9 protein-coding genes and 2 pseudogenes are annotated in these 12,473 nt (G+C 62.6%); 7 read left to right on the plus strand and 4 right to left on the minus strand.

All coding sequences use genetic code 11. From position 1 onward, the window contains the following. Positions 1–578: 578 nt before the first annotated feature. A pseudogene (locus G9465_RS06355) lies at positions 579–1,214 on the minus strand (IS6 family transposase). 36 nt (positions 1,215–1,250) lie between these two features. Further along, on the minus strand, positions 1,251–2,141 hold the full coding sequence (locus G9465_RS06360; RefSeq protein WP_166968365.1) for an ArsR family transcriptional regulator: 891 nt from the start codon (positions 2,139–2,141) through the stop codon (positions 1,251–1,253). Between the two features lie 174 nt (positions 2,142–2,315). On the opposite strand from G9465_RS06360, the gene G9465_RS06365 reads away from it, so the two are divergent. From G9465_RS06365 to G9465_RS06375, 3 genes are read left to right on the plus strand one after another with little or no spacing between them, the layout of a single operon-like run. After that, a complete protein-coding gene (locus G9465_RS06365; RefSeq protein WP_166968366.1) occupies positions 2,316–2,912 on the plus strand; it encodes an NADPH-dependent FMN reductase in 597 nt (198 codons plus the stop codon). A gap of 10 nt (positions 2,913–2,922) precedes the next feature. Continuing rightward, entirely contained in the window at positions 2,923–3,888 is a 966-nt protein-coding gene (locus tag G9465_RS06370) for an NADP-dependent oxidoreductase (RefSeq protein WP_166968367.1), read from the plus strand. Next, positions 3,881–4,318, plus strand: a complete 438-nt coding sequence (locus G9465_RS06375) for a VOC family protein (RefSeq protein WP_166968368.1) — start codon at positions 3,881–3,883, stop codon at positions 4,316–4,318. The genes G9465_RS06370 and G9465_RS06375 overlap by 8 nt, the downstream gene beginning before the upstream one ends. 473 nt (positions 4,319–4,791) lie before the next feature. Here the strand turns inward: G9465_RS06375 and G9465_RS06380 are convergent. Beyond that, positions 4,792–5,698: pseudogene (locus G9465_RS06380) on the minus strand (serine/threonine-protein kinase RIO2). Between the two features lie 151 nt (positions 5,699–5,849). Between G9465_RS06380 and G9465_RS06385 the strand changes: the two are divergent. The 4 genes from G9465_RS06385 to G9465_RS06400 all read left to right on the plus strand — a co-directional run bounded on the left by G9465_RS06385 (position 5,850) and on the right by G9465_RS06400 (position 11,067). Continuing rightward, positions 5,850–6,311, plus strand: coding sequence for an Lrp/AsnC family transcriptional regulator (locus G9465_RS06385; protein ID WP_166968369.1), 462 nt, complete (start codon positions 5,850–5,852; stop codon positions 6,309–6,311). Between the two features lie 463 nt (positions 6,312–6,774). Next, positions 6,775–8,262: a proton-conducting transporter membrane subunit gene (locus G9465_RS06390; RefSeq protein WP_166968370.1), complete on the plus strand. Its 1,488-nt coding sequence runs from the start codon at positions 6,775–6,777 to the stop codon at positions 8,260–8,262. Further along, entirely contained in the window at positions 8,252–10,681 is a 2,430-nt protein-coding gene (locus G9465_RS06395; protein ID WP_166968371.1) for a DUF2309 domain-containing protein, read from the plus strand. The genes G9465_RS06390 and G9465_RS06395 overlap by 11 nt, the downstream gene beginning before the upstream one ends. 239 nt (positions 10,682–10,920) lie before the next feature. Beyond that, on the plus strand, positions 10,921–11,067 hold the full coding sequence (locus tag G9465_RS06400) for a DUF1328 family protein (RefSeq protein WP_166972926.1): 147 nt from the start codon (positions 10,921–10,923) through the stop codon (positions 11,065–11,067). A gap of 45 nt (positions 11,068–11,112) precedes the next feature. On the opposite strand, the gene G9465_RS06405 is transcribed toward G9465_RS06400, so the two are convergent. Next, on the minus strand, positions 11,113–12,444 hold the full coding sequence (locus G9465_RS06405; RefSeq protein WP_166968372.1) for a nitrous oxide reductase family maturation protein NosD: 1,332 nt from the start codon (positions 12,442–12,444) through the stop codon (positions 11,113–11,115). Between the last annotated feature and the right edge of the window lie 29 nt (positions 12,445–12,473).

Below are 12,473 nucleotides of genomic sequence, written 5' to 3' on the forward strand. Positions count from 1 at the left end.
TCGGGCTATTGCGTTACCTCTCACTACGAAACGTTCCTGATACATTCTATGGGTGCGTTCGGAAATCATCGGACGAGAGCCTACTCAGCCCCACTCGGAGTGACACGAAGGCACGCACCACGACCCGAACCTGTAGTCTTGTACACAACCTCGGAGGATAGAATTTCATGCATGGCTTTTGTTTCCTCCTCCTGGTCACGGCTCCGATATCAGGGACGTGCGCTGGCAATGACGCCGAAATCGCATCGTGTTCTACGCCACCCGTTTGTTGGGCCAGTGATCTCTGATGTCGATTGAACGCCAATTTCGACGATGTCACCATAGGAAAGTTCCGTAGTAATCGATTCGTCGAGCGCCCGGAGAAGGGTTACAACATCGCCTGCGAGGACGCCCGACGGCGGCGACGACCGCCGCCGCACCGTTGAACAGCGTCTCGGGGTCGATGTCGACCAGATCTGTTCCTTCCAGAGAGGGGTAAAAAAGCCGGTGTTCGCTCAAACCCGCGTTTGCGCGGCGCGAACGGCCGAATCGGGCTCTGCGGGAATAGAATAATGTTTCCCGCTCTTGGGAGGTCGTGTTTAGTTTGGAGCATTGTGCCAGCAAGCGAAACTCTGGAGCCAATTTTCAGCTGTCTTCGGTTCGACGTGGCTGAAACAGTTTGAAAACGAAGAGGTTCGTCGTTTTACTTCCACGGAAGATACGTTCGACAGCGTTCCGATTTCCGTGGCGTTCTGTCTGAAATCGGAGCCCTGTTCGTTGAAGTGCAGCCTCGAGGTGTTTCGCACCATCTACGAGAGATACGGCGGTTTCGACATCGTGTTTTTGCCGCAGTTCTTTGAGAAGGATCTGGGTAAGAGCGGTTGTAGTGGTTGAAAACAGCCGCAGATGGTGGATATCGTTCGTCTTCGGATTCGCAGCGGCGTACAGCCAGAATTGCTGGTCGTTGATGCGAATCACCGTTTCGTCGACCGCGACCTGATTCGGTGATTTACCGCTGACTGGCTGTAAATCTGCCTTCTGTACCCAATCGTGGACCGCTTTACGGGACCGCTCGACACCCAAATTATCAAGAACAGTGATGGTATTCGAAGTGATAATCCCGCCATGTGCATCTGCATACCGAGCTTCATCGCTCGCTGGGGTGTCCGCTCGCGCTCCACAAAAACCAAATCGACCCAGTCACTACACCCGCTGAGGCGGCTGATTTCTGGCATAGACACCAAATCCGCCCGCTCACTTTTCACGCTTAACTAAACACGGCGGTTCGTAGTAACGACTGAGAGATTTTCATCAAGGGTAACGGTGAGTGTGTCGTCGCCTTCGATGATCGACACCTCGATTCTCCATGGGTCAGTCGTCTCTATGGTGGTACATTCGTCACTTACACACCAGTTCAGTCGCCAGTAGGGAGTCGTCCGGAGATCAATACCGTGCTCACGGTAGAATGAGACGACCGGTGACTGGTTGATCAGGGCTAGACCAATCGTCGAGCAGAGGCTATGGTGACATTGGTGGCATATGTACTCGACACGAAGGTCAGCATCAAGACAACAGTCCTCACCCCGAACAATTTCCGTCTGCATCTGGCCACTGCACTCCGGACAGACGCCCTCCTTAGCGAGACTGTGGAGATGCCGGACTCGTTGGTTGAATGCTGAGAGAGTTTCCTCCTCATCACGACCGATTAACCCACCCGGAGGAAACGAGTACTGGCCGTGTGTACGGCCACACGCGGGGCACCCAATGGCGAGCTTTTCGTCGCTGTACGTCGCAACCAGCGGATCGCCACATTGCGTACAGTCGTCGCCAGTTTTGATCGGGTCGAGATCAGGGTGGGCATTGAATGAACCTTCGACGGCTGCCCGAATAACGCTCTCTCCGGCCGTCCGGAGTTCGTACCCGTCGTTCGTTTTGCGAACGAAGTGGCCGGTCAATTGACCCAGATGGTAATTAAACTGAGCACTGTTGTCCGCCTTGGCTTTCTCGTAGAGCGTCGTAAAACCGACTGGCTGCTCGTCGGCGTGCCAAAGGGCCTCCAGAATTTCTACGCGAATCTCATTGCTAATCAATGAAAACGCCTTGGCTGGCCTGAGACAGTGTTCCGATTCTTTGGCGAGTTCCATTGCCTCCAGCCTGTCCATATCTTATGTTTGTTTCCAGACGTGCTAAAATCCTCCCTTGATTTCATTTTTGAAATAGGTATGATAGGTGAAGCCGGTATTCCGCTCTACTTCCCAAAACTAATTTTTGCAAGCACCGTTACAAAATATCAATTTGGCGAGATTTTTTGTAGTGTCTAAACGTGCGCACGAGTAATGTCAAACCGAATTGAACCAGGGGTGGTCGCAATCTGTGGAAGTTTGCGTGACAGTAGTCGGACACGGATCGCGCTGAAGGAGGCGCTAGCAGCGTCTGAAGAAGCCGGTGCAACGACCGAACTTGTTGACCTTCGGAACTATGAGTTGCCGAGTCTGAACGCCGTGGATACAGACGTGCCGGACGCCAAGAAGCTACGGGAGACCGTTGACCAGGCCGATAGCGTCCTACTCGGCACCCCAAATTACCACGGGTCCTATTCGGGAGCATTGAAGAACGCACTCGATTACTGCAGTCGAGATGAGTTCGAGGGAACAACTGTCGGCCTTCTAGAGGTCGCTGCTGGGGAGTTTCCCGGGTCAGCCCTCATTCACCTCCGGACAGTCAGCCGGACATTACGCGCGTGGGCGCTACCAAACGAGGTCGCAATTCCCGATTCATCCTCGGTTGTGGACGAGAATCGAATCAAAGATTCGGGCATCTCCGAGCGGACACACCGACTCGGGCGCGAACTCGCATTGTACGCTGGTGTAGCGGAATATCCGGAGAAGGTTCCACGGACTGCCGTAGCAACTGACAGTACAACCAACCAATGACCCAGAACATATGAAAGCGATTCAACTCCAAGAAACCGATGGTATCGAGTCACTGGCCTACGACGATGTCCCTCGTCCCGAACCAGAACGGGACGAACTACTCATTCGGGTACACGCGGCCGGAATCAATCCCATCGACTGGCTCATATGCCGCGGGCTGCTCCCACACTTGCTTGACAGCGAGGTACCGTGGACTCCCGGTTGGGACGTGTCGGGCGTTGTCGAATCGGTTGGGAACAACGTAACCGAGTTTGCTCCTGGCGATGTCGTCTGCGGAATGGCACGCCTTCCCGGTTCCGGGGGTGCGTTCGCCGAGTACATCACGATGACAAGTGACGAAATCACGGCCAAGCCTGAGTCGCTCTCCCATCTTGAAGCTGCGGGCGTCCCCATGGCAGGACAGACTGCCTTCCACGCACTCTATGAGGAAGGGGACCTTGATTCCGGACAACACGTTCTCATCCACGCAGCGGCTGGTGGCGTCGGTCATATGGCCGTCCAGTTCGCGGCGAATACGGGGGCTCACGTAATCGGAACCGCCTCCGGCCGCAACGAGGAGTTCCTCCACGAACTGGGGGTCGACGAATTCATCAACTACCAAGAAGAACGATTCGAAGACGTACTGGACGACGTTGACCTCGTCCTCGATGCTGTTGGCGGTGATGTCCTCGAACGGTCGGTCGAGGTCGTCCAGTCTGGGGGCGTCGTCGTCACGCTCCCGGAACCGCCCTCGGAGAAGGCAGTCGAACGATACCACGACGAGTACACTGTTGACGTCCGCTTTTTCGACGTCATTATCGATTCGGATCCAGTGACGCTCCGGCAGGTCGCCGCCCACGCCGAATCCGGAGTCGTTGCACCCCGGGTTGGTGACACGTATCCACTATTCGAGGTACAGGATGCGCTAGACAGGAACGCGGACGGTCACGTTCGTGGCAAACTCGTGGTTGATCTCACGGAGGGAACCGATGACTGACGATGGATTCCAGGTTGGTAGTATTGATCACGTCGAACTGTCGGTACCCGACCGCTATGAGGCGGCAGACTGGTACAACGAGGCGCTGGGATTCGAGATCGTCGAGGAGTTCGAACACTGGGCAGACCTGAGTGCGTATCCGCTGATGATATCCAGCGACGACGGCAACACGATGCTTGCCCTGTTCAAAGGAACTCCTTCGAACGGGAGTGGCGGATTTCAACGCGTAGCCTTCGAAACGTCAGGGGAGAACTTCCTGCGGTTCCGGGAGCGCTCGGAGGGGATTCCAAACATCGACGCGCGGGGACAACGAAACGTGACTGACTTCGGACGTGCGTATTCGGTATTCTTTTCCGATCCATATGGTCACTCTTTCGAGGTCACCACCTATGACTACGAATTCGTCAGCAAGAAATTGGACCAGCGCTAGTATTGTCCAATGTATCTCACAACGCCAGATGACGTGGCGACTCTCTCACCCTCGTAGTACTGGATATGTACGTCGCTCATGAACGGAGCTGATGCACGTGTGCAATACACCCCCTGTATTCAGCACGGCCACCGATAAGTACTTCGTGCCAAGTAGGATGTGAGACGATACATTAGTAGGTGTAGTGCCGAGACTCAGTTACGGCCTGGTGCCACGAATTCTCAAGTCCCGTCACCGCCCCGGCACAGATTACTAATATCCCTGCCAGTAGGACGTTTGACCGGGTTTAACGGGTTTTGTGATTCCGATAAGTATGTGATATCTTATGGTTTGTAGGTTACTACCTTCCGAACCTGTGGTGTTGTGGCGCATTCCGATTTGATATAGCGGTATTCACTTCATCCGGCGGTCGAAGGTCGCCGCTCAGATCATCGGCTCACCGCTTTAGGGCCCTCGAAACGCGAAAATCGGAGTCAGTCGGTGTGGTCGGCCAGCGCGTCGAAGGACGCCGACGTGAGCGCCTCGACGACGCCGTCGACGTCCACGTCGCCGACGCGGGCGGGGTACTTCCGCTGGAAGTAGCTCACGATGTTGTCAACGTCACGAGTCAACAGCTCACGTGCATTCTCGTGGTCGGTCGGCACCGCCTGGGGCCAGTCGAAGACGACGACCCCCTGCGTCGTGACGAAGACGTTGTACTCGCTCATGTCCGCGTGGACGAATCCCTCCCGTAGGCCGTCTGCATCTCGTCTAGAATCAGTTCTAGCACGGGACGACCTGTTCGGGTTCGAGCCCGGTCCGGGAGAGTTCGACGCCGTCGACTTTCTCCATCACGATGGCGTGCCGGTTCGTATCGATGGGCTGGGGGACCGAGACATCGGGATACAGCGTCTCCAGCGCCTCGTACTCTCGCTCGGCGGCCTTCCGGGCGGTGTAGAGCCACGAGACGTGGTCTCGGTCGGACGTGTAGTCCCGTTCTCGCATCACTTCCCGGAAGTTGGTGTACCCCTCGCGGTGGTACTTCAGGGCCATCGGCTTGTAGGACTGCACTTCGTAGACGTCACTTTCCTTGCCGACGCCCAGCGGCGCGCCGAAGCCTTCGATGGTGTCTCGCTCGACGAAGGTGTGCAACGCGAGCGCGTCGTACCCCTCGAAGGTGAGTTTGAACCCCTCGTATTGGATGGTCTTGCGCTCTACGAGCTCCCGGTCCTCACAGCGGTCCAGCCGGTAGTCGACGTTCTCGGCGGACAGGCGGGAGAACTCCGTGAGTTTCTCGCGGTTGACGTACTCGGAGAACCGCATCCCCTGTTCGACGCCGGAGAGCAAGTGGAAGTCCTCCGGCTCCAGCTCCGGCATCACAGAGGCGACGTTCTGGACCATTAGCTGCCCATAATCGTCCGACTCGTAAAAACTCGGCGCGTCGAGTGTCTCGCGAGAATAAATCAGATACCGCTATATCGAATCGTCCTGCGCCGCCACGGGGGACGCCGAGAGCCGAAGTACCTTTGTCGGCGACGCGGGACGAATCTGTATGGGCGACGACATTGACGAAGTGGACCAAGAAATCCTCCACGCGCTTCAGGAGGACGCTCGAAACACGTCGTCGGGCGACATCGCTGACCGGACCGGCACGTCCGACAGTACGGTTCGCAAGCGAATCCAGCGCCTCGAATCCGACGGAATCATCAAGGGATACAGCGCCGAGGTCGACTACCAGCAGTCGGGGTATCCCCTCCGGATGCTGCTGTTCTGTACCGCCTCGATACCCGAGCGAGGCGAACTCATCCCCGAGATTCTCGACATAGACGGCGTCGTCTCCGTACAGGAACTGGTCACGGGCGAGCAGAACTTGCTCGTCACCGTCGTCGGCGAGACGGACAGCGACATCACGCCCGTCGCACAGAAACTGCTCGACATGGGGCTGACCGTCGCCGACGAAGTGCTCGTCCGCAGCCACGAGACGACGCCGTTCGGCGAGTTCACGTCCGAGTAGTCCGCGGCGTCCACTTCGTCTCGACCACGGCCGGCAGTTCACAGTCCGGTCGAAATAAGCCACTAATCCGACCAGTTCGTTCTCCGCGTACCCAGTGCGCCCCACCCGCTCGTGGAGGCCATCCCGGCGTCGGTGGCTCACCCTTCGCACGGGGGGCCACCCGAGCGCCTCGCAACTGACACCGCTGGATATGTCCCGGACTGCCGGCACTCGCCGGCTACGTCCGCATCTCGGCGTCGCCACCGACATTTTTCCTTCTCGTCTCCACCGTGACCGGAACCCAGCCGACGTCGTTCCTCGCCACATAATCATAATGTTCTATAATAAGCAATATCGAGAACATTTTGGTAGAATAGAAGGATTTAACAAACGGTTTGTTCGTATAGGTGGATGAATGCGACCGGTAACCGTCACGGGCCCGAGACGCCCGCGGTGGCGGTGACCGGTCGGCACGGAACAAACGATGACAGAACAACAGCAGACGACGGCGGTCGGACAGCTTCCGAACACGGGGACGGAGTCGACATCGCTGGCGCCCCGAGTGTTCACACGCGTCGTGTGGGCGCTGTGTGTCGCCAGCCTCGGCGTTCTCGTCGCCCGATTCGTCGTCGACGGCGCGTGGACGCTCCCCGGCGTGGCCGCCGTAGACGGACTCACCGCCGTCATGTGGGTGGTCGTCACCTTCTTCAGCGGTATCGTCCACAGCTACTCGCGCCGCTACATGGCCGGGAGCCGGACCATCGACCGCTTCTTCGGCGGCGTGTTCGCGTTCACGCTGGCCGTGATGGTGCTGGTCGCGGCCGACCACGTCGCGCTCTTTGCCGCCGCGTGGGTGGCGATGGGGCTCGTGATGGCCGACCTGATAGGCCATGTCCGTGGCTGGCCACAGGCAGCGGCCGCGGCCACACTCGCTCGCCGCTACTTCCTCGCGAGCGGCGCCCTGCTGACCGTCGCGCTCGTGACGCTGTGGGTCGCGACGGGGGCGACAACCGTCTCCGGTATCGTCGCCGCCGCCGACACCGTCCCGCAGACGGCGTGGCTGGTCGCGGCGGGGGCGCTCCTGCTGGCGGCGATGATACAGTCCGCGCTGGTGCCGTTCCACACGTGGCTGCTCTCCTCGATGACCGCCCCCACGCCGGCGTCGGCGCTCATGCACGCCGGCTTCGTCAACGCGGGCGGCGTCCTGCTGGTCCGCTTCGCTCCGGTGGTCACCGCCGACGCGCAGTTCATGCTCCTGCTGCTGGCCGTCGGCGCGACGAGCGCCCTGCTGGGGAAACTCCTCAAGACGGTCCAGTCCGACGTGAAGCGCCAACTGGGCTGCTCGACGGTCGGCCAGATGGGCTTCATGATCATGCAAGCCGGCCTCGGCTTCTTCGGCGCGGCGCTCACGCACCTCGTCCTGCACGGGTTCTACAAGGCCTACCAGTTCCTCTCGGCGGGGGGGCAGGTCGAACAGACGGCGCCGGGCGAGGGCGACTCGAAATCGGCCGGCGTCCTCGGCACCGCCGTCGCCTTCCTGTCCGCGCTCGCGGGTGGTGCCGTCTTCGCCGCCCTCACCGGCAAGGGGACGCACTTAGACAGCGGCCTCCTGCTGGCGGGACTGGTGGTGCTGACGACGCTACACGCCACCCGCACGGCCGTCGCGCAGACGGACCTGCCCGCCGCGGTCCGGTTCGGGGCCGTGCCGCTCGTGTTTCTGCCGGCGATAGCCGTCTACGCCCTCGCCTACAACCTCGTCCACGCCCTGCTGGTGGACGTGCCGGTCGTCACGGCGCCCGCCGACCTGACGCTCGTCCACGGCGTCGTCGCGGCCGCCTTCCTCGCCGTCTACATCGCTATCGAGCGTGGCGCGTACGAGCACAGCCAGCGCCTGTACGTGGCGCTCCTGAACCTGAGCCAACCCCCCTCTGACACCGTCCTGACTGCCAAGGAGGACTACAATGAGTACTGAGACCCAGATTCGCGACAGCATCGAACAGGCCGCGACCGCGGTCGGAGACGTCTGGCCGCTCCACTCGTTCGTGACGGCCAACCCGCTCTCGGGCTTCGAAGACCAGCCGTTCCACGAGGCCGTCTCGGAGGCCGAAGAACTGTTCGACGCCGACGGCTACCCGAGCACCGAGGTGTTCCGCCGGGCCTGGGAGGCCGGGAAGATAGACCCCGGCGTCCTCCGTTCGGAACTGGCCGACCACGGGTACGACACGGACCCGGAAACGTCGCTGGAGCGCATGGGCGCGGCGTCGACCGACACGGACGACGGGCAGAGCGTCGAGGCCGAGGTCGACCGCCTCCTGACGAAGTGGCTGGCGTCGTTCCTCGACCAGGGGCAGGCCGAGTGGTCGATGCCGAACCGCGAGCAGGGGTTCTACGGCGCGTTCCACGCCGTGGCCCGCCACGACGGCGAGATTCCGAACGCCGGGGCTATCGCCGACCTGCCCGACGACCCGGTCGACGCACTCGAACACCTCCTCGCGGACCACCCGGTCGACCGCCTGCCGGACGTCTTCGAACACCACCTGACGGCGCTTCCGGGCTGGACGGGCTACGTCAAGCAACGCGCGGCCGACGGCAGCGACTGGCAGTCCGCCTACCCCGTCACGCTCGCGGGGTATCTGGCGGCCCGCCTGACGCTCGCCGATCTGCTCGGCGCTCCCATCGACCCCCTCGACGCCCCGGGCACCACCCGCACCGTCGACCCGGTCGGCGAGACCGAAGACGTCCCGTTGCGCGAGTGCTGGCTGACCGCGTGGGAGACCAGCTATCGCGAGGAACTGGTCGGCGCCGTCAGCGACGCGAGCGAGTCCCGCGCCGAGGCCGACGAGGGCGACCGTCCGGACGCCCAACTCGTCTTCTGTATCGACACCCGCTCGGAGATACTCCGCCGCCACCTCGAAGCCACGGGTGACTACGACACGCACGGCTACGCCGGCTTCTTCGGCGTCCCGATGCGCTACGAGGGGTACGACGCCGACGTGGCCGTCGACGCCTGCCCGCCCATCGTCGACGCCCAGCACCACGTCGCCGACCGTCCGACGAAGGGCGCCGACGACGCACAGGCCGACTACGACCGCTGGTCGGCGACGCTCGACGCCGGCGGCAAACTCCTCGCGGCGCTCAAGAAGAACGCCGCGACGGCGTTCAGTTTCGTCGAGACGACCGGGAGCGGCTACGGCGCCGCGCTGGCGGCCCGCACGCTCGCGCCGGCCCGCGCCGCCGGCCTCCTCGACGCCGCCGACGACCGCACCCCCGACGACCACGAGTTCTGCGCGCCCAGCGTGGACTACAACCCGGACGGCGTCCACGAACTCCGCGAAGGGCTCACCCTCGACGAGAAAGTCGAGTACGCCGAGACGGCCTTCGACCTGATGGGGTGGGAGGCGTTCGCCCGCCTCGTCGTGTTCACCGGCCACGCCAGCGAGACGGCGAACAACCCGTTCGGTTCGAGTCTGGACTGCGGCGCCTGTGCCGGCAACCCCGGCGGACCGAGCGCGCGCGTCCTCGCCGCCATCTGTAACGACGAGGCGGTCGTCGAGGAACTCCGCGAGCGCGGGTTCGACGTCCCCGAGGACACCGTCTTCCTCGCCGGCGAGCACAACACGACGACCGACGAGGTGACCCTCTACGCCGACCACGTTCCCGAGAGCCACCACGACGACCTCGAACAACTCCGCGCGGACCTCGATACGGCCCGCGAGGGGGCGGCCGCCGAACGCGCCGACTCGATGGGTGCCGAGGGCGCGGGCGTCCGCGAGACGGAGCGCCGCGCCGCCGACTGGGCGGAGACGCGCCCCGAGTGGGGTCTCGCCGGTAACGCTGGGTTCGTCGTCGGGCCCCGTGACCTGACCGAGGGCCTCGACCTCGACGGGCGCGCGTTCCTCCACTCCTACGACTGGACGACCGACCCCGACGGCGACGCGCTGGCGGCCATCATGGCCGGCCCGATGGTCGTCACCCAGTGGATAAACAGCCAGTACTACTTCGCCACCGTCGACACCGCCGTCTTCGGGAGCGGGTCGAAGGTCACCCACAACCCCGTCGGCAACGTCGGCGTCTATCAGGGCAACGGCGGCGACCTGATGACTGGTCTCCCACTCCAGTCCGTGATGGCCGCCGACGACGACCCGCATCACCAGCCCCTGCGCCTCTCGACGGTGATTCACGCGCCCGTCGACCGCGTCACCGACGTGCTGGCCGACCACGAGGGACTCACCGACCTGCTCGACAACGGCTGGCTCTCGCTGACCGTCGTCGACCCCGAACAGGAACACGCCGCCGTCCACTACGACGGCGACCTGACGTGGGAACCAGCGTCCGAGAGGACCCACGTCGACGCGGCGGAGCAGACCGCGCCGACGGTCGCAGACGACTGAGCCGACACGAACCGGCCCGGACGGACGCCGTCTGACTGTCTCGGAACGACCATCGGGGCTGGCGGTACGCCCTCACCGACGGCACGGCCGTCTATCCTTGCATTTGCAACGCGAGCCGATTCGGCGGCCCGCGGCGTACGACGGGTGTCGCATGACTAACCCACCGTCGACCAGTTCCGACCCTGTCCCGAACCGCCTCACCAGACAGCGACCCGACGCGAGGTGGTGGTGACGTGGCGATACTCGAACTCGCTGTCGGGTTCTTCGTCCTCGCCATCGTCGCCGGCGTCTTCGGTGCTGGCGGCGTCGCGGGCATGTCGATGACTATCGCGAAGTGGCTCGTCCTCGCGTTCCTCGTACTGGCGGTGCTGTCGCTCCTGTTGTGAGGCGGCGTGCGGAGACGGGACCGGTGGTCGCGTGCGGGGCGGGCGCTACGGCGCGCCGGCCTCGGCCACCGACTCGTTCAGCCACGGGTCGAAGCGGACGTTGGACTCGCCCGCCGTCGTCGGTGACTCGGACACGGCACCACCCTGCCCGTCCGCGAGCGTCCCGGTCACCGGGTCGGCGAACGGGGCGTCCGTGTCGTTCGCACTCGACGGCCCACTAGCGGCACCCCAGTAGTTCGCCGTCGCGTTCAGCGTCGCCGAGCGCTCGTTGTTGACGGCCCAGAGCGTGCTGTTCACGATGGCGTTCCGACTGACGTCGATTCGCTCTGTCCCGACGACTCCGGGCGGACAGACGCCGCTCTCCGGGAGGTAGAGTCCGAGGTCGTTCCCAGCAACGTCGTTGTGCCGAATCACGAGCGGGACGTGCGTCGCTGTCGTCTCGAGGCCGACGGCGTTCTCCCGGAGCGTGTTGTTTGCGACGAGGGTCTGCCGGTCGGTGTCGTCGGTACCGGTCGGCCCGGTCGTCGCGACCAGAACGCCCTGTTTGGTGTGAGTGATTCGGTTCTGCCGAATCTCCGTGTCGGACGAATCTCCCTCGACCACGACGCCGTCGGTGTGGTACGAGACGCTGTTGTTCACGACCACTGTCCCGGTGGCACGGGCTATCTCTATCCCCGTCCCGAAGTCCTGTAACGATGCGTTCCACTCGAACTCGAAGGACTCGTCGCACTCGACACAGCCACGGATGCTGTTGTTCGCGACCGTCGTGTTCCGCGCCCCGTCGTCGACGTTGAGCGCGGTCCCACGAGTGAACCTGCCGAACCTGTTGTCGGTGACCACCGAGTCGGTGGTGTTCGCGAGGGCGACCCCGTAGCTAGACGGCGTCGTCGTCGCCCCGAAGCCACCGCCGCCGTAGACGGCGCTGTCTTCGATACGGACGGCTGTCGAGTCGACCGCCGAGATGCCGACCTGGTTGTCCGACAGCGTGACGTTCGCGACGGTGACACCGTCGACGCCGTCGATAGCAATCGCCGACGTCTCGTAGTAGCTGTCGGCGCTGAGGTTACGAACGGTCACGTTCGAGAGCCGCCGGTCCTCGGCCCCGACGCTGACAGGGGTCGCCAAACGGGGACCCTCGATGGTGTGTCCCTGGCCGTCGAGGACGACGTCGCTCGCCCGCACGCGGAGACACGGTTCGTCGGTGAGTTCCTCTCTGGAGAGGTTCCGCGTGAGGACGTAGCGACCGGAGTCGGTGATGGTCCGACACTCGGTTATCGCGGTCGGACCGGAGGCCTGTGCCTGTGCGTCGACCACCGGCGTCGCGGCCACCGGGGCGAGGACGAGAATGGCGAGCAGTACTGGTGTGCGTAGTTTCATGTCCTTTGTGACAACTACTCGCGGGACTG

The sequence above is a fragment of the Haloarcula sp. JP-L23 genome, assembly GCF_011602445.1.
Lineage (GTDB): Archaea > Halobacteriota > Halobacteria > Halobacteriales > Haloarculaceae > Haloarcula > Haloarcula pellucida.